Annotated in this window: 14 protein-coding genes; 12 read left to right on the plus strand and 2 right to left on the minus strand. The window is 54.1% G+C overall.

The features are described from left to right. Positions 1-39: 39 nt before the first annotated feature. The 7 genes from AC1MDE_RS08705 (at position 40) to AC1MDE_RS08735 (ending at position 7,810) form a co-directional block, all read left to right on the plus strand. A complete protein-coding gene (locus tag AC1MDE_RS08705) occupies positions 40-975 on the plus strand; it encodes a D-ribose ABC transporter substrate-binding protein (protein WP_058959717.1) in 936 nt (311 codons plus the stop codon). 44 nt (positions 976-1,019) lie between these two features. Then, complete coding sequence (locus AC1MDE_RS08710; RefSeq protein WP_479402711.1) at positions 1,020-1,631, plus strand: DUF2291 family protein; 612 nt, start codon at positions 1,020-1,022, stop codon at positions 1,629-1,631. Between the two features lie 9 nt (positions 1,632-1,640). After that, on the plus strand, positions 1,641-3,161 hold the full coding sequence (locus AC1MDE_RS08715; RefSeq protein ID WP_480344478.1) for a sugar ABC transporter ATP-binding protein: 1,521 nt from the start codon (positions 1,641-1,643) through the stop codon (positions 3,159-3,161). A 19-nt stretch (positions 3,162-3,180) separates the two neighbouring features. After that, positions 3,181-4,248, plus strand: a complete 1,068-nt coding sequence (locus AC1MDE_RS08720) for an ABC transporter permease (protein ID WP_034821800.1) — start codon at positions 3,181-3,183, stop codon at positions 4,246-4,248. 11 nt (positions 4,249-4,259) lie between these two features. Continuing rightward, positions 4,260-5,057 carry an SDR family oxidoreductase gene (locus AC1MDE_RS08725; RefSeq protein ID WP_058959720.1) on the plus strand — a complete coding sequence of 266 codons (798 nt, stop codon included), beginning with the start codon at positions 4,260-4,262 and terminating at the stop codon, positions 5,055-5,057. Between the two features lie 211 nt (positions 5,058-5,268). Continuing rightward, positions 5,269-6,705 (plus strand): YchO/YchP family invasin, encoded by a 1,437-nt coding sequence (locus tag AC1MDE_RS08730; protein ID WP_097119244.1) that lies wholly within the window; start codon positions 5,269-5,271, stop codon positions 6,703-6,705. Between the two features lie 85 nt (positions 6,706-6,790). Next, a complete protein-coding gene (locus tag AC1MDE_RS08735) occupies positions 6,791-7,810 on the plus strand; it encodes a helix-turn-helix domain-containing protein (RefSeq protein ID WP_479398368.1) in 1,020 nt (339 codons plus the stop codon). Here the strand turns inward: AC1MDE_RS08735 and AC1MDE_RS08740 are convergent. Then, on the minus strand, positions 7,743-8,801 hold the full coding sequence (locus AC1MDE_RS08740) for an alpha/beta hydrolase family protein (protein WP_479400967.1): 1,059 nt from the start codon (positions 8,799-8,801) through the stop codon (positions 7,743-7,745). The genes AC1MDE_RS08735 and AC1MDE_RS08740 overlap by 68 nt on opposite strands. Positions 8,802-8,973: 172 nt before the next feature. Next, positions 8,974-10,065 carry a porin gene (locus AC1MDE_RS08745; RefSeq protein WP_480344479.1) on the minus strand — a complete coding sequence of 364 codons (1,092 nt, stop codon included), beginning with the start codon at positions 10,063-10,065 and terminating at the stop codon, positions 8,974-8,976. Between the two features lie 888 nt (positions 10,066-10,953). Here AC1MDE_RS08745 and AC1MDE_RS08750 point away from each other — a divergent pair. From AC1MDE_RS08750 to astE, 5 genes are read left to right on the plus strand one after another with little or no spacing between them, the layout of a single operon-like run. Further along, positions 10,954-12,174: an aspartate aminotransferase family protein gene (locus tag AC1MDE_RS08750; protein WP_058959723.1), complete on the plus strand. Its 1,221-nt coding sequence runs from the start codon at positions 10,954-10,956 to the stop codon at positions 12,172-12,174. After that, entirely contained in the window at positions 12,171-13,202 is a 1,032-nt protein-coding gene (gene astA / locus AC1MDE_RS08755) for an arginine N-succinyltransferase (protein WP_058959724.1), read from the plus strand. The genes AC1MDE_RS08750 and astA overlap by 4 nt, the downstream gene beginning before the upstream one ends. Continuing rightward, on the plus strand, positions 13,199-14,665 hold the full coding sequence (astD, locus tag AC1MDE_RS08760) for a succinylglutamate-semialdehyde dehydrogenase (RefSeq protein ID WP_480344480.1): 1,467 nt from the start codon (positions 13,199-13,201) through the stop codon (positions 14,663-14,665). The genes astA and astD overlap by 4 nt, the downstream gene beginning before the upstream one ends. After that, positions 14,665-15,993: an N-succinylarginine dihydrolase gene (astB, locus tag AC1MDE_RS08765; RefSeq protein WP_480344481.1), complete on the plus strand. Its 1,329-nt coding sequence runs from the start codon at positions 14,665-14,667 to the stop codon at positions 15,991-15,993. Before astD ends, astB begins: the two co-directional genes overlap by 1 nt. Before the next feature lie 43 nt (positions 15,994-16,036). Further along, entirely contained in the window at positions 16,037-17,032 is a 996-nt protein-coding gene (gene astE / locus AC1MDE_RS08770) for a succinylglutamate desuccinylase (RefSeq protein WP_480344482.1), read from the plus strand. The last annotated feature ends 178 nt before the right edge of the window (positions 17,033-17,210 follow it).

The following is a 17,210-nucleotide window of genomic DNA, read 5'->3' on the forward strand; positions in this document are numbered from 1 at the left end:
AACCCTGCAATAACAACAAAACAATGAGAGAGCACGAACATGAAAAAACGTACCCTGTTATTCACTGCCATTGCCAGTTGCCTGATCGCCCAATCCAGCTTCGCTGCCGACAAAGGCACCATCATGATTCTGGTGAACTCACTGGATAACCCCTATTACGCTTCCGAAGCCAAAGGCGCCAACCTGAAAGCGCAAGAGCTGGGCTATAAAACCAGCGTGCTGTCGCACGGTGAAGACGTTAAGAAGCAGAGCGAACTGATTGATGCCGCCATCGGTAAAAAAGTGCAGGGCATTGTGCTGGATAACGCCGACTCCACCGCCAGCGTCGCAGCAATCAAAAAAGCCAAAGATGCGGGGATCCCCGTGGTGCTGATCAACCGTGAGATTCCGGTCGACGATGTGGCGCTGGCGCAGATCACCCACAACAACTTCCAGGCGGGTTCTGATGTGGCCAACGTGTTTGTGGAGAAGATGGGTGAAAAGGGCAGCTATGCCGAATTGACCTGTAACCTCGCTGACAATAACTGCGTCACCCGCTCGAAATCCTTCCACCAGGTGCTGGATCAGTATCCGGATATGAAATCTGTCGCGCGTCAGGATGCGAAAGGCACCCTGATCGATGGCAAACGCATTATGGACAGCATTCTGCAGGCCCATCCCGATGTCAAAGGCGTGATCTGTGGTAACGGTCCGGTGGCGCTGGGCGCGATTGCGGCACTCAAAGCCGCAGGTCGCAACGATGTCACAGTGGTGGGCATCGATGGCAGCAATGACGAGCGTGATGCGGTAGAAAAAGGCGATCTGAAAGCTACGGTGATGTTGCAGGCGCAGGCTATTGCCGCGCAGGGTGTGACCGATCTCGACAACTTCATCCAGAAAGGGGTGAAGCCGGAGAAGCAGCGCGTGATGTTCCGCGGCATTTTAATCACCCCGGACAATGCTAAAGGTGTGCAGGACTTTAACTACAAGTCGTAATCAATAATCGGTGCGCCTGCTCAGCAGGCGCCCAGGAGAATGTGATGCACAAACGACTCTGGTTACTGCTTCCTATCGTGATCCTTAGCGGTTGCCGCATTGTGTCGCAGCAGGAGCTGGCCGACCTGAAAAATCCCCCCAATCCGAAAATGGCCAATATCGCTCAGACCTGGCAGCAGAAACTGGTACCGCAGATTCAGCACGATGCGAAGCCGGTGGCGGAACTGCTGAATGCGCTGAAGTCCGCCAAAGATTTTGACAGCGCCTGTCAAACCTATGGCTACCGCGCACAGGAAGAGAACCCCTGTGTCTTCAGCGTCAACGTCAGTGGTGAAGTTACGGCGGTCAATACCACTTCGCGCAATGGCCGTATGACGGTGAAAGATGTTTCCGGCGATAACGTGACGGTGCAGGTCGGTCCGATTTTCCCTGGCACGGTGCTGCGTGATGCCTATAAAGGAGCCAGCTATCAGGACTTCAACGATCAGGTGCTGTTTGGCGACTACAGCCGCGCCATTAATCAGCACGCAGCCAACATGATGAGCGCCTTCAAGCCCAAAGTCGGCGATAAGGTGCAAATTTCCGGCGTGTTTAGCAGCTTCGATACGCCTGAGCAGGTGCCGAATGTCACACCTGCTGCCATCGTGCGGCAGTAAGGAGCGGGCATGCAAAATCCTCAAAGTGACGTGATCATCGAAACCCGTAACGTGTCGCGTATTTATCCCGGCGTGACCGCACTCGATCAGGTGAACTACCGCGTCTATCGCAACAAAGTGAACGTGCTGATTGGCGAAAACGGTGCCGGTAAATCCACCATGATGAAGATGCTGGCGGGCGTGGAAACGCCTTCATCCGGTGAAATTCTGCTGGACGGCAAAGTCGTGTCGCTCAGCTCCACCCACCAGGCGGAAAAGCACGGTATCAGCATCATTTTTCAGGAACTTAACCTGTTCCCCAACATGAACGTGATGGACAACATCTTTATCGCCAATGAATTTTTCCAACGCGGCGTGATCAACGAAAAGTATCAGTACGCGTTGGCGAAATCGTTACTGGAGCGTCTTGAGCTGGATGTTGACCCTTATGCGGCGCTGGGCGAACTGGGGATTGGCCATCAACAGCTGGTCGAAATTGCCCGGGCGCTATCGAAAGATACGCGCGTGCTGATCATGGATGAACCCACCAGTGCGCTGAGCCAGTCTGAAGTGAAGGTGCTGTTCAACGTGATTGACCAGCTGAAACGGCGTGGCGTCACCATCATCTATATCTCGCATCGGCTGGAAGAGCTGATGGAGATTGGCGATCACATCACCATTTTCCGTGACGGTCGCTTTATCAGCGAGCGGGAAGTGCGTGACGCTTCGGTTCCCTGGATCATCGAACAGATGGTCGGCGACAAGAAAAAACACTTTGACTATCAGCCCGCCACTCAGGGCGAAACGATTTTGAACGTCAACGGGCTGACGGCACTGCATCAGAATGGCGGCTACAAGCTCAATGATGTGTCGTTTTCGCTGCGTAAAGGCGAAGTGATCGGCATTTACGGTTTGCTGGGCGCGGGACGCACGGAATTGTTTAAAGGGCTGATTGGCATGATGCACTGCCAATCCGGCAGCGTCAGTCTGAATGGCGAAATGCTGGATAAACGCAACTTCCAGCAGCGCTTAAAGAAAGGCATTGCGCTGGTGCCGGAAGACCGACAAACCGAAGGCGTGGTGCAGTTGATGTCGATCACCGCCAACATGACGCTCAGCGATCTCAGCCTGCGTGGTTTTCGCCGTGCGCTGCGCTTACTCAATCCCCGTAGAGAGCAAAGCCGCGTCGATGAAATGATTGGTCATCTCGCCATCAAAGTCAGCGACCCGGAACTGCCGATCACCTCACTCAGCGGCGGTAACCAGCAGAAAGTGGTGCTGGGAAAAGCGCTGATGACCGGCCCACAGGTGGTGCTGCTGGATGAGCCTACGCGTGGAATCGATGTGGGGGCAAAAACAGACGTGTACCACCTGATTGGCAATCTCGCACAGCAAGGTCTGGCGGTGATGTTCTCCTCTTCTGAACTGGACGAGGTGATGGCACTGGCCGATCGCATTCTGGTGATGGCCGATGGCCGTATTACCGCTGATTTACCGCGCAGCGCGGCAACGCGAGAAGCGCTGATTAGCGCCTCAACACCGCATGACTGAGCCCGCAGGAGAGCAATAAATGAACCAGAAATACCTGCTTTATATGTACTTGCTGAAAGCGCGAACCTTTATCGCGTTACTGATCGTGGTCGGCTTTTTTAGCTTTATGGTGCCTAATTTCCTGACCACTTCAAACTTACTGATCATGACGCAGCATGTTGCCATCACCGGGCTGCTGGCCATTGGTATGACGCTGGTGATCCTGACGGGTGGCATCGATCTGTCGGTCGGTGCGGTGGCGGGCATTTGCGGCATGGTGGCGGGGGCGTTGCTCACTAATGGTGTGCCGCTGTGGGGCGGCAACACGCTGTTCTTTAACGTGCCGGAAGTGATTCTGGTGGTGGCGCTGTTCGGCATCGTGCTGGGGTTGATCAACGGCACCGTGGTGACGCGTCTGGGCGTGGCACCCTTTATCTGCACCCTCGGCATGATGTATGTGGCTCGTGGGGCCGCGCTGCTGTTCAACGATGGCAGTACCTACGCCAATCTGGTGGGGATGCCAGCATTGGGTAATACCGGTTTCGCGTTGCTGGGGTCGGGCAGTGTGCTTGGCGTCTACATCCCAATCTGGTTAATGATCGGCTTCCTGCTGCTCGGCCTTTATCTGACACGTAAAACCCCGCTGGGCCGCTATATCTATGCCACCGGCGGCAATGAATCTGCGGCACGCCTGGCCGGTGTGCCGATCATTAAGGTCAAAGTGTTTGTCTATGCCTTCTCCGGTTTATGTGCTGCGCTGGTGGGATTGATCGTCGCATCCCAGCTGCAAACCGCGCACCCGATGACCGGCAACATGTTCGAGATGGACGCCATCGGTGCAACCGTTTTGGGCGGAACCGCGCTGGCAGGTGGTCGCGGACGTGTTTCAGGTTCGATCATCGGTGCCTTTGTCATCGTGTTCCTCGCCGATGGCATGGTGATGATGGGCGTCAGCGATTTCTGGCAAATGGTGATTAAAGGACTGGTGATCGTCACCGCCGTGGTCATCGACCAGTTCCAGCAAAAATTACAAAGTAAGGTGGTGCTGCTGCGCAGACATGAAAAAAAGCAGCAATCGGCCGCCCTGCCTGAAGCAACGCACGGATAACAGGAGGCAATATGACACGCGATTTTAGTGGGAAAACGGTGGTGATTACCGGCGCATGCCGCGGCATTGGCGCGGGCATCGCCGCACGATTTGCGCGCGATGGCGCTCGGCTGGTAATGGTGTCCAACTCGGACCGGGTATTCACCACAGCGCGGGCGCTGGAAGAACAGTATGGCAGCGAGATTCTGGCGCTGCAGGTGGATGTGACCAATGAGGCCGAAGTGCAGCAGCTTTATCAGCAGGCGGCGGAGCGCTTTGGCACCATTGATGTCTCGATTCAGAATGCCGGAGTGATCACTATTGATCGCTTTGACGCGATGCCAAAGAGCGATTTCGAAAAAATTCTGGCTGTGAACACCACCGGCGTCTGGCTGTGTTGCCGTGAGGCGGCAAAGTACATGGTGAAGCAGGGCAGCGGCAGCCTGATCAACACCTCATCCGGGCAGGGGCGACAGGGCTTTATTTACACGCCACACTATGCGGCCAGTAAAATGGGTGTTATCGGCATTACTCAGAGCCTGGCACTGGAACTGGCGCCGTCGCACATCACCGTGAATGCTTTCTGTCCGGGTATCATCGAAAGTGAGATGTGGGATTACAACGATCGCGTGTGGGGAGAAATCCTTAGCAGCGATAAAAAGCAGTATGGCAAAGGCGAGTTGATGGCGGAGTGGGTGGAAAATATTCCGCTGAAACGCGCCGGACAGCCGCAAGATGTCGCCGGGTTGGTGGCGTTTCTCGCGTCGGATGATGCGCGCTACATCACCGGCCAAACCATCAATGTGGATGGCGGGTTGATCTTCTCCTAATCGCAGCAGCCGTGAGCGTCTTGCGGGGCTTTACGCAGGGCGCTCTGTGGAGCGATGTGGCTATCAAGATAAGATGATGCCTTTTGCGAATCAGGCAATGTCCTAATTCAGCCCGGCTTTTTCTGCAATATCGGCAGAATGTGTTAGGGTATTCCAGTACAGTTTTGTGAGCCACTTCAAATTCTAAACTGGATAAAAGCCTGTTTTTGCTATGACATCTGTTTTCTCTGCTTTTAAATCACTGCGTATGTTGCCCGCTGCAACGGGGCTGCTTTTCACCGCGCCTGCTCTGGCGCTCGTCACTGACACGCATGTCGCTGATGCGCCTTTTAGCGATCCCGAACGCTTCCAGAAAATGGCCAGCGATCTGCCTGCACTCGGCTATGAAGATGAAAATGCGGCTTTCAGCAAAAATCTGGCGACCATCGCTAAGAGCATTGGTGAAGCCAGTCAGGACAGCACCAGTGACAACACTTTTGGTCATCAGGCGGGTATCTGGGCGTTTAACCATTTCCGCGATGAGGTGGCAAACCGCGTGGTGGATGAGGGCCAATCTCTGCTATCGCCTTATGGTAAAGCGCAGATCGATTTTAACGTTGATATGGATGGTAACTTCACCGGCAGTGGCGCTTCTCTGCTTACGCCGTGGGCCGATCGCTATCAGTATCTGACGTTTAGTGAGGTGGGCTTCCACCAAACGGATGATGGGCTGGTGGGCAATATCGGCTTAGGACAACGTTGGACGGCGGGCAAATGGCTGCTTGGTTACAACGGTTTTGTCGATCGCATGTTCAACAGCGGATTGCAGCGCGCTTCAGTAGGCACAGAAGCCTGGGGTGATTACCTGCGCTTCTCGGCTAACTACTACACACCGCTATCGGGCTGGCAAAACCGCGATCCCTTTCAGCAGCAGCGTTTAGCACGCGGCTACGATTTCACCACTCAGGGCTACCTGCCGTTTTATCGCCAGCTTGGTATGTCAGTGAGTTGGGAGCAGTACCTGGGCAATGATGTGGATCTGTTTAGCAGCGGCAATACCTATCACAATCCTTCGGCGCTAACTTTTGGCGTCTCCTACACCCCAGTACCGCTGGTGACATTTTCTGCCAGCCACAAAACCAGTAATGAAGGTGAAAGTCAGGATCAGCTGGGTTTGCATCTCAACTATCGTTTTGGTGTGCCGCTCAGCCAGCAGTTGAGTGCCGATAACGTGGCCGAAGCGCGTTCGCTGCGCGGCAGCCGTTACGACATGGTGACGCGCAACAACACGCCGGTGGTGGAGTATCGTCAGCGCAAAACCTTATCGGTATTCCTCGCCACACCGCCATGGCAATTAAACGGCGGCGAAAGCCTGCCGCTGAAATTGCAAATCCGTAATGCGAATCCGATAACCAGGGTGACGTGGCAGGGCGATACCCAGGCGTTAAGCCTCACGCCGGGCGCTAATCCGAATGATCCGCAAGGCTGGAGCATCATCATGCCCGCATGGAATAGCGCATCGGACGCCACCAACAGCTATCGTCTGTCTGTGACACTGGAAGACAGCAAGGGCAGTCGGGTGACCTCCAACTGGATTACGCTGCAAATTCAGGAACCGTTTAGCATCGATTCCGGTGAGGATAATCGTTTCGATCTGATGACGCCTTAGTAACGGCCATCGAAGAAACTCCCGCCACTTCAGTGCATGAACCTGGTAATATAGCGGCTTATTGTCAAGAATGGATTCTTACTACATGCCTTCAATTCCGGTTCCGCTGGTTACGCTACTGGTGCTGCTAATTTTAATCGTGACCTTAGCGGCGAACGATAAGCAACGCCACCAAACCACGCTGCTATTTCTGGTCGTCTGCTCACTGTTACTGGCGGTGGGAGCATTACGTTGGATCTGGCCGTCAACACCACTCATGGCTTTGCGCGTGTTATTAGCAACGCTAATCCCGGCGCTGGCCTGGCACTGTTTCAGCCCGCATACGACTCATCAATATTCACGCTGGAAAATCGTCCCGCCCGCGCTGGCCATCATCATTATGCAGTGCTGGCCAGAAGCCATTGATAGCGCGCTATTTGTGCTTTATATCGGATACGGGGCGACATTGATTCTTATGGGCTTAGGCGGTGGGGATCGATTTAGCGATGCGCGCATTGGTGAAGTCGGGCTGGCGGCAAGAATGGCTCTTACCGCCGGTGTTTTTCTTTGCTTCTCTGGTATGACAGATTTGCTGGTGGCGCTCGAATTCACTTTGCATCAGGGCAAGCTTGTGCCGCAAATCATCGCGATACTGCAAAGTTTAATGCTGCCTTTGCTTAGTCTGGCGATTGTACTTGCAGCACGGACCCGCCCCCGGGAAGTGAGTATTGAGACAGTACTGCCCGATTCTTCTCCGTTGCAGACGCCTGAGCAGGCAGCCTTGTGCCTGCAACTGGAAAATCGACTGCGGCAGGATGACCTGTTCCTTAATACACAACTCACGTTGAATCTGTTAGCACGCAAATCCGGTATTCCCTCGCGTCATATCTCACGTGCGATCAATGCGACTTACCACTGCAATGTTTCTCAGTGGATAAATGGTTTTCGCATCGCTCATGCGCAGCAGTTGCTTCGAAGCAGTTCACTGCCGGTTACGGAGGTGATGCTGGCGTCAGGATTCACCACTAAATCAAATTTCAATCGCGAGTTTTTACGCATTAGCGGACAGACGCCGAGTGCATTTCGTCAGCAGGCGAGTTCAATGCCGCTGTCAGAAAGCGAGTGATACGGGCGATTAACTCCTGATGAATATCGGCGCGGGTGAGGCTGCCTTGATCCCGGCAAACGAAGCCCTCACCAGGGGAAGATTGTTCGATTAACTCAGCACCATGGGGTTTACAGCGCTGCATAAAACTAAAGTGGGTTGCGCCTCTTATACGTGAAAACGATGTCTGTTGCGGCGGAAGATACTGCGCCAGATAGCCGGATACCAGTGAGGCGGGAAGTTCAACACTGTCTTGTTCTGCGGATAACACCAGCACTGGCACAGAAACCCTTGCCAGGCTCTCAGGTGTGAATCCGCGCGCCAGACCAAGATCAAGCGATACGGCCGCTTTAATACGTGGATTACGTAATTGAGCATCTAATAAAGAAGCGGTATTTTTATTGCTGATACCCAAAGTCTCGATTAATTGACAGTCTGCTAGTTGCGCGTGGTTCTGACAATCCTGAACAAATCTGTTCGACGAAAACCGGGCACCGATTAACTCCATTACTGTCCACCCTCCGAGTGAGTGGCCGATGGCGGCGATGCGCAACGAATCGACCTTTCCTGCCAGGTGTTCGTCTGCCAATAACCGATCCAGTACCCGGCTGATATCATCTGGACGCAGCCAAAGTTTCCGGGCAGTAGCAGGATCGTGATTCTCAGTTGTTGTACCGGGATGATTGGGGGCAGCGACGATATATCCCTGCACAGTGAGTGCATGCGCCAACCAGTTGAGGTTACGCCAGCTACCGCCATAGCCGTGAGACAGAAGGACTAAAGGATGCTGTCCTGGACGAGGCGTTGCATTGCGTAACATCGGCTCACCATAGAACACGGGGTTCTCACCCACATCTTCAAAGACGCCCGTGGCGGCAGTGGGATACCAAAACGCAACATTGAGCGGACGATTGCCCTGACTATCAAGTGTTATCTGACGAAAACCCGTTGCGGCCTGTGCAAGCGACGCACACATCATCAGCATAAGTGCACAAATACAAAATCGATTCATTAGCGTTGTCTCCATGAGTGTAAAATCATGAAGAGTAATAACGGAAACAGTCAGTTATCGCGTCCTCAATCACGATTGAGTACCTGTATAACGACAATAAAAAAGGGCAGCTTACGCTGCCCCTGGCTCATACCCAGCCGACACTAGCCGGTATGCAATGAGGGATACTCTCTTAGAACTGATATACCAGACCAACAGCAGTTACGTCGTCAGTGTTGATGTTCAACGCGTTATTATCTTTCAACAGGTTGATTTTATATTCTGCATAAGCAGACATGCTCTTGTTGAAGTAGTAAGTCACGCCAACGGCAACGTATTTGAACAGATCGGTATCGCCCACGTTGTTCTCAACATCTTTCGCGCGAGAAGACACATAGCCCAGTGAAGGACGCAGGCCGTTCAGGAACTGATACTGTGCAACGGCTTCAAAGTTAACCGCTTTGTTAGCGAAACCGTTGTTACCGATCGGCGTTGCATTCTGCGTTTCGCCATAGATGGTCGCCAGGTAAATCTGGTTAGCATCATATTTCAGACCGGCTGCCCAGCTCTGCGCTTTATCGCCACGGCCGTAGGTCGCGGTGTTCTGTGCAGTGACACGATCCAGATTAGCGTAAGCACCGACAAGGCTCAGGCCGAAATCGAAGTCATAAGAGGTTGACAGCGCAAAGCCATCACCATTCGAACGACGTACCGCCAGGTTGCTGGCAGTCGCGCTATCAGAGCGCTCGTTTTTGCCTTCGTACTGCGCGGCAAAGTTCCAGCCTTTCACCAGACCGAAGAAATCTTTGTTACGCCAGGTCAGCACACCGGTAGAACGGCCTGACAGGAAGGCATCGGTGTAACCGGAATCACCACCAAAGTACGGCAGCATATCGGTGTAACCCAGTACGTCATACACCAGACCGTAGTTACGGCCGTAGTCGATTGAACCAAACTGAGCTACTTTCAGGCCTGCAAAGCCCAGACGGGTTTTGTTGCCTGAGTTGGCATCGCTGCCTTCAGAGTTGCTCAGACTGTACTGGTATTGCCACTGACCATAGCCGGTCAGTTGGTCATTAATTTTGGTTTCGCCTTTAAAGCCCAGACGGGTATAAGAAGAAACTTCACCGTTTGCGCTGTCGTTATCCGAGAACAGATGCGAAACGTTGATTTTGCCGGTCAGGTCCAGCTTGTTGCCATCTTTGTTATAGATTTCGGCGGCCTGAGCCGAAGAAAGTCCCAGCAGTAAAGGCATCACTGCTGCCAGTAAGGAGCGCTTCATCATTTATAATTTACCCTGTGATATTTTTTAATTGTGTCCCCGTCATCGGGGTGAAAAGAAAATGACACAAAAGGTTCAAGATCAACAGTGCAATATATGTAACTAAATATTTCCGATTGGCTTTTTGTGTGATTTTTAATCTTAACTTCCATTATTCGGAATTTTACATTGGATAAACTTATCTCAATTCTGTCATGCATTTGTCCAATATAAATACATATATCATTGTTTTTAATGTTTTTTAGTAAAATTAAAGAAAAGTAAATCACCGCGTTTCTTTGAGGGTTAAATAGCACAAGCCTATGCATTATTGTTCAATAACAAATATAGAAAACCACCTAATCATTAGCATGGTAATTATCTGGTTAATCTCTTTGTATCCTTTTATTTCTGTTCTGATAATAACCTTAGTCACTAAATATCGTTTAACTCACGTTTAATTAAATGGCTGTTCAAAATACAGCCAAATATGCAACGAGATTGTTAATTAGCGGCGAATCGGCCCTGCCTTTACTTGCCCATTTGGCTGCACACTTCCTGCACACTTGCGCACCATAAATGCACAAGTTGCCCTAAAACAGGGCGACAGCCGCGACATTTTGGCGAAATATTCCCTGTGCGATCACAAAAGCGCTATTTCATTTTGTGAATGCATAAATCTGCTAAATAAATTGCTGCTCTCCCATCTCCATCAGACTGATATTCACTTTTTATGCATTTTATGTGAATAGTGGCATGGTGTAACTCATTGATATTGCGTTACTCAAACCCGTTTATGCATTTTTTCCTCTAGCTGGCACGCTTACTGCACTCTACAGTAGTGCTGCGACACAACAGATTTTAACAATTTTAAAACAATAGCTTCACTCAGGTGGAGCAGGAGAAATGGCTATGTCACTGCAGGTTTCACGTCACGATTTTGATCAATGGATGATGCCGGTATACGCCCCTGCGGCTTTCGTACCGGTGCGTGCTGAAGGCTCAACCCTTTGGGATCAGCAAGGTAAGGATTACATCGACTTTGCAGGCGGCATCGCGGTGAATGCATTGGGACATGCGCATCCGGCTTTGCAACAGGCACTGACCGAGCAGGCGGGTAAGCTGTGGCACACCGGCAATGGCTATACTAACGAACCTATTTTGCGTCTGGCTAAACAACTGATTGACGCCACCTTCGCCGATCGCGTGTTCTTCTGTAACTCCGGGGCAGAAGCCAACGAGGCGGCATTGAAGCTGGCCCGTAAAGTGGCGCACGATCGTTTTGGCGCAGAGAAAAATGGCATTGTAGCCTTCAATAATGCTTTCCATGGACGCACGCTGTTTACCGTTTCAGCGGGTGGACAACCGGCTTACTCACGTGATTTTGCACCGCTGCCTCCGGCGATTCAGCACGCCAACTTCAACGACCTCGCCTCTGCGGCAGCACTGATCAATGACCAGACCTGTGCCGTGATTGTTGAACCGATTCAGGGTGAAGGCGGTGTCTTGCCTGCCGATCCTGCTTTCCTGCGCGGCCTGCGTGAACTGTGCGACAAACATCAGGCGACCCTGATATTCGATGAAGTACAGAGCGGCGTGGGTCGTACCGGCTCGCTGTATGCCTACATGCACTATGGCGTGACGCCGGACGTCCTGACCACCGCCAAAGCGCTGGGTGGCGGCTTCCCGATTGGCGCGATGCTGACACGCGAAGATTTGGCGCTGGTGATGGGCGTGGGTACCCATGGCACTACCTACGGCGGTAACCCGCTGGCGGGTGCCGTCGCCGGTAAAGTGATGGAACTTATTAACCAACCCGATTTTATGACGGGCGTGGGGCAGCGCCACCAGTGGTTTGTCGATGCACTGCAGGAGATGAATCAGCGCCTGCCGATCTTTAAAGAAGTTCGCGGTCTTGGGCTGTTAATTGGTGCCGTGCTGAATGAAGATTTTGCCGGGAAAGCGAAGCAGTTCAACCTGGCGGCGGCTGAAGAAGGTGTCATGGTGCTGATTGCCGGTGCCAACGTGGTGCGTTTCGCGCCAGCGCTGAATATCAGCGAAGCGGAAGTGAAAGAGGGACTGGCGCGCTTTGAACGTGCCTGCGCTCGTGTACTCACAGGAGCTGCATCATGATGGTGATTCGCCCCGTCGAACGTGACGACCTTGCGCAGTTGCTGTCGCTGGCGGGCAAAACCGGGGGCGGCTTAACTTCGCTGCCCGCCGATAGCGATACACTGAAAGCGCGAATCGAGCGTTCTCTGCAGACCTGGCAGGGCGCGTTATCGCGTGCTGAACAAGGCTATGTATTTGTGCTGGCCGACAGCGAAGACAACCGTGCTGTCGGCATCTGTGCCATTGAGGTGGCCGTAGGCCTGCAAGACCCGTGGTACAACTTCCGTGTGGGCACCCAGGTGCACGCGTCGAAAGAGTTAAACGTTTATGCCAGCTTGCCAACGCTGTCTTTAAGTAACGATCACACCGGCAGCAGCGAGCTGTGCACCCTGTTCCTCGATCCCGATTATCGTGATGGCAAAAATGGCCATCTGCTGTCGAAATCCCGTTTCCTGTTTATGGCAAATTTCCGCGACCGATTTATGAAGCATGTGGTGGCAGAGATGCGCGGTGTCAGTGATGACACCGGTCATTCCCCGTTCTGGGACAGCGTCGGTAGCCGTTTCTTCTCCATGGAGTTTCGTGAGGCCGATTTCCTCAGCGGCACCGGGCAGAAAGCCTTTATTGCCGAACTGATGCCAAAGCATCCGCTGTATATCCACTATCTCAGCGAAGCGGCGCAGAAGGTGATTGGTGAAGTGCATCCTAAAACGGCCCCCGCGCGCGCCGTGCTGGAAGCCGAAGGGTTTCGTTATCTCAATTACGTCGACATCTTTGACGGCGGCCCAACGCTGGAGTGCGAGATTGATCGCATTCGCGCCATTCGTAAAAGCCATCTGCTTCAGGCCGAAGCCGGGGAAGCGGATGAAAGCTGGCCGCTGTGTCTGGTCGCCAACGGTGATTACCAGCATTTCCGCGTGGTGCTGCTGCCTGTCGATATGGCAAGCGGGAAAGTCCGCATCAATGAACATCAGCGCACGGCGTTGCGCTGCGATTATGGCGATGCATTGCGTGTGGTCACGCTGTGCCGCGAGGAGAAAAAAGCATGACGCACTTCATTAATGGTCAATGGCTGACAGGCGGCGCGGAAGCGTTAACCAAACAAAACCCGGTGAACGGTGAAACATTGTGGCAGGGTCGGGCAGCGACCGGTGCGCAGGTGGCGGCGGCTTGTGAAGCGGCGCGCGCGGCCTTTCCCGCGTGGGCACGCAAGCCGTTTGCGGAACGTCAGGCGGTAGTGGAAGCCTTCGCCACACTACTCGGGAGCCACAAAACCGCGCTGGCAGAAACCATCGCCAAAGAAACCGGCAAGCCGCGCTGGGAAACCCTGACCGAAGTGCAGGCGATGATCAACAAAATCGCCATCTCGGTGAAAGCTTACCACACGCGTACCGGAGAGCAGGCCGACGGCGAAAGTTCGCTGCGCCATCGTCCGCATGGTGTGCTCGCGGTGTTTGGTCCTTACAATTTCCCCGGCCATCTGCCGAACGGTCATATCGTTCCTGCACTGCTGGCGGGCAACTGCGTGGTGTTTAAGCCAAGTGAACTCACGCCGATGACCGCGGAAAAAACCGTTGAACTGTGGGAGCAGGTGGGCCTGCCAGCGGGCGTGGTAGCGCTGTTGCAGGGCGCGCGCGAAACCGGGCAGGCACTGGCGCATGAGCCACAAATCGATGGCCTGCTGTTTACCGGCAGCGCCGCAACCGGCTATCACCTGCATCGTCAGTTTGCCGGGCAACCTGAGAAAATGCTGGCGCTGGAGATGGGGGGTAATAATGCGCTGATTGTTGAAGATCCTTCAGACCTTGATGGTGCAGTACACATTGCGATTCAGTCTGCCTTTATTACCGCTGGACAGCGCTGCACCTGTGCACGTCGTCTACTGGTGAAGCGTGGAGCGGCAGGCGATGCTTTCCTGCAGCGTTTGGTGGAAGTGGCCGGACGTCTGCAACCTGGCGCATGGAATGCTGAGCCGCAACCCTTTATGGGCAGCGTAATTTCACCTGCCGCCGCCGGACATATTTACGCAGCCTGGCAGCAGCGCATCGATCTGGGCGGTAAGGTGTTGCTAGCGATGCACTGGCCCGACCGCGACAGCGCCATTATCACTCCAGGCATCATTGAGATGACCGACGTGGCGAAACTGCCTGACGAAGAGGTGTTTGGTCCGCTGCTGCAAGTGATCCGTTACGATGAGTACGATCAGGCAATTCGTATCGCTAACCAGACGCGTTATGGCTTGTCCTGCGGCTTGATCTCTCCACAACGTGCGCAGTTTGACCAGCTGCTGCTGGAAGCGCGAGCCGGCATTGTTAACTGGAACAAACCATTAACCGGTGCCGCCAGTTCAGCGCCGTTTGGCGGTGTGGGTGCTTCCGGTAACCATCGCGCCAGTGCCTGGTATGCTGCGGATTACTGCGCGTGGCCGATGGCATCTTTAGAGAGCCCAAGCCTGGCCTTGCCGGGCAGCTTATCGCCGGGACTCGATTTCTCCGCGGAAGGAACTGAATAATGAAAGCGTTTGAAGCCAATTTTGATGGTCTGGTCGGCCTGACGCACCATTACGCCGGGCTCTCCTTTGGTAATGAAGCGTCGACGCGCAATCAGCTGCAGCCTTCAAACCCGCGCCTGGCCGCAAAGCAGGGCCTGTTGAAAATGAAAGCTCTGGCGGACATGGGCTACGTGCAAGGGGTGATCCCGCCGCATGAGCGGCCGAATATCCCGCTACTGCGCCAGCTCGGTTTTGCTGGCTCGGACGAACAGGTACTGGCGAAAGCGGCTCAGCAGGCGCCGCAGCTGTTGTCTGCTGCCAGTTCTGCCTCGGCAATGTGGGTGGCCAATGCCGCCACTGTATCGCCTTCGGCTGATAGCGCCGATGGCCGCGTGCACTTCACCGTGGCTAACCTTAACAATAAATTCCACCGTGCCATCGAAGCGCCGGAAACCGCCGACTTACTGCGCGCCATTTTCCGCGATCCGCAACATTTCAGCGTGCATGATGCTTTGCCGCAGGTGTCGCTGTTTGGCGATGAAGGTGCCGCTAACCACAACCGCTTTGGCACCGAGTATGGCGATGCGGGCGTGCAGCTGTTTATTTATGGCCGAGATGGGCAACAGCAGGGCGCTGCACCGGCACGTTATCCGGCACGTCAAACACGGGAAGCCAGTACTGCGGTGGCGCGTTTGCATCAGCTCGACGATGAACGCACGCTGTTTGCTCAGCAAAACCCGCTGGTGATCGATCAGGGCGTGTTCCACAACGATGTTATCGCCGTCAGCAACCAGCAGGTGCTGTTCTGCCATGAAGAGGCGTTTGTCGATCAGCCGGCGTTATTGCAACAGCTGGCGGCGCGCGTGCCCGGTTTCCAGCCGATTGTGGTGCCGCGCGATAAAGTGTCAGTAGCCGACGCGGTGAATACCTATCTGTTTAACAGCCAACTGTTGCAGCATCCTGAAGGTGGCATGCGACTGGTGCTGCCAGAAGAGTCACGCCAGCACGCCGGCGTATGGCGCTATTTGACCGGGCTGGTGGAGAGCGGCGGGCCGATTCGCGAACTCACGGTGTTCGATCTGCGTGAGAGCATGTGCAACGGCGGTGGGCCAGCTTGTTTGCGTTTGCGCGTGGTGCTCAATGAAGCAGAGCGTCAGGCCCTGAATCCAGCGGTATTGATGAATGATCGCCTGTTCAACACCCTGAACAGCTGGGTGGATCGCCACTATCGTGATCGCCTCACCCAAGCCGATTTGGCCGATCCGCAATTACTGCGTGAAGGACGCACCGCGCTGGATGAGCTGACACAGCTGCTAGACTTAGGCAGTGTCTACGCATTTCAGCGTTAACCTCAGAGGGTAAGTGAAGCTTCTGAGTTGAAAAGGAGTGTACATGCAGGATTTTCTACAACATACCCTGTCAGGTAAGCCGCCGCAGCAGCGGCAGGGCAGCAATGCCCATTTACAGTGGCAGTGGCACGATGAGGGCATTCTATCCCTGACCCCCCATGCACCGACGCATCAGGCGCTGGTGCTGTCAGCGGGCGTACACGGCAACGAAACGGCCCCGGTTGAGATTCTTAACCTGCTGCTGGCGCCACTGCTGCGGGGAGATCATCCGTTGGCAGTGCGCTTGTTGGTGATATTGGGCAATCCCGATGCGCTACGTAGCGGCAAGCGCTATCAGCAATATGATATCAACCGTTTGTTCGGAGGGCGCTGGCAGAAGGTCTCCGATTTGCCTGAAGCTCAACGCACGCTGCGGCTGGAGCAGGCGCTGGAACAGTTCTGGCGCGAGTGTCGCGATCATGAAGTGCGCTGGCATCTCGATCTGCATACCGCAATTCGCGGCTCATACCATGCGCGTTTCGGCGTGATGCCGCTGAATCCTCAGCCGTGGCCGCAGGATTTCCTGCACTGGCTGGCGGCGGCTGAGCTGGAGGCGCTGGTGTTTCATCGTTCCCCAGGCGGCACCTTTACCCATTACAGCTGTGAACATCACGATGCGGCCAGCTGCACGCTGGAGCTGGGTAAAGCGCTGCCATTTGGTGAAAATGATCTCAGCCAGTTTGCAGCGGTGCAGCTGGCGCTGGCGGCATTGTTGCACGGTGAGTCACTGCCAGAAGTGCGGGAACAGCCGCGCCACTATCGTGTGGCGCAGCAGATTACCCGCCACGGTGACGCGTTTGTGCTGCACATGGGGCCAGAGACCCTGAATTTCACTGCCTTCCCGCAAGGCACGTTGCTGGCAGAAGAGGGGGAGACGCGCTACTACGTGCAGCAGGCGCGCGAATATGTGCTGTTTCCCAACCCAAATGTTGCCGCAGGACTGCGTGCTGGCTTGATGCTGGTGGAAGAAAACGAGCAAACGCAGGCACTGACGTTATAAATAAGGTGGGTGAAGAAAATTCACCCATTTTTCCCTTCCGCAAATCCGACAATACCGTTACACTCCTCCTTAATTCCTGCGCATTTCCCTTTGATTGTCATACTCTTTTGCAATTCCTCACGCATTTCTTCTCTTTCTCTCCATGATTGCCTGATTACTGTCTTTTATGCTTTCAGGG

Source organism: Pantoea folii (assembly GCF_056678875.1).

Coding starts and splice junctions, on each gene's coding strand:
- AC1MDE_RS08715 (WP_480344478.1), top strand. CDS start 1,641: ATGCAAAATCCTCAAAGTGACGTGATCATCGAAACCCGTAACGTGTCG.
- AC1MDE_RS08740 (WP_479400967.1), bottom strand. CDS start 8,801: ATGAATCGATTTTGTATTTGTGCACTTATGCTGATGATGTGTGCGTCG.
- AC1MDE_RS08745 (WP_480344479.1), bottom strand. CDS start 10,065: ATGATGAAGCGCTCCTTACTGGCAGCAGTGATGCCTTTACTGCTGGGA.
- AC1MDE_RS08705 (WP_058959717.1), top strand. CDS start 40: ATGAAAAAACGTACCCTGTTATTCACTGCCATTGCCAGTTGCCTGATC.
- astE (WP_480344482.1), top strand. CDS start 16,037: ATGCAGGATTTTCTACAACATACCCTGTCAGGTAAGCCGCCGCAGCAG.
- astA (WP_058959724.1), top strand. CDS start 12,171: ATGATGGTGATTCGCCCCGTCGAACGTGACGACCTTGCGCAGTTGCTG.
- astD (WP_480344480.1), top strand. CDS start 13,199: ATGACGCACTTCATTAATGGTCAATGGCTGACAGGCGGCGCGGAAGCG.
- AC1MDE_RS08725 (WP_058959720.1), top strand. CDS start 4,260: ATGACACGCGATTTTAGTGGGAAAACGGTGGTGATTACCGGCGCATGC.
- AC1MDE_RS08730 (WP_097119244.1), top strand. CDS start 5,269: ATGACATCTGTTTTCTCTGCTTTTAAATCACTGCGTATGTTGCCCGCT.
- AC1MDE_RS08750 (WP_058959723.1), top strand. CDS start 10,954: ATGTCACTGCAGGTTTCACGTCACGATTTTGATCAATGGATGATGCCG.
- AC1MDE_RS08720 (WP_034821800.1), top strand. CDS start 3,181: ATGAACCAGAAATACCTGCTTTATATGTACTTGCTGAAAGCGCGAACC.
- astB (WP_480344481.1), top strand. CDS start 14,665: ATGAAAGCGTTTGAAGCCAATTTTGATGGTCTGGTCGGCCTGACGCAC.
- AC1MDE_RS08710 (WP_479402711.1), top strand. CDS start 1,020: ATGCACAAACGACTCTGGTTACTGCTTCCTATCGTGATCCTTAGCGGT.
- AC1MDE_RS08735 (WP_479398368.1), top strand. CDS start 6,791: ATGCCTTCAATTCCGGTTCCGCTGGTTACGCTACTGGTGCTGCTAATT.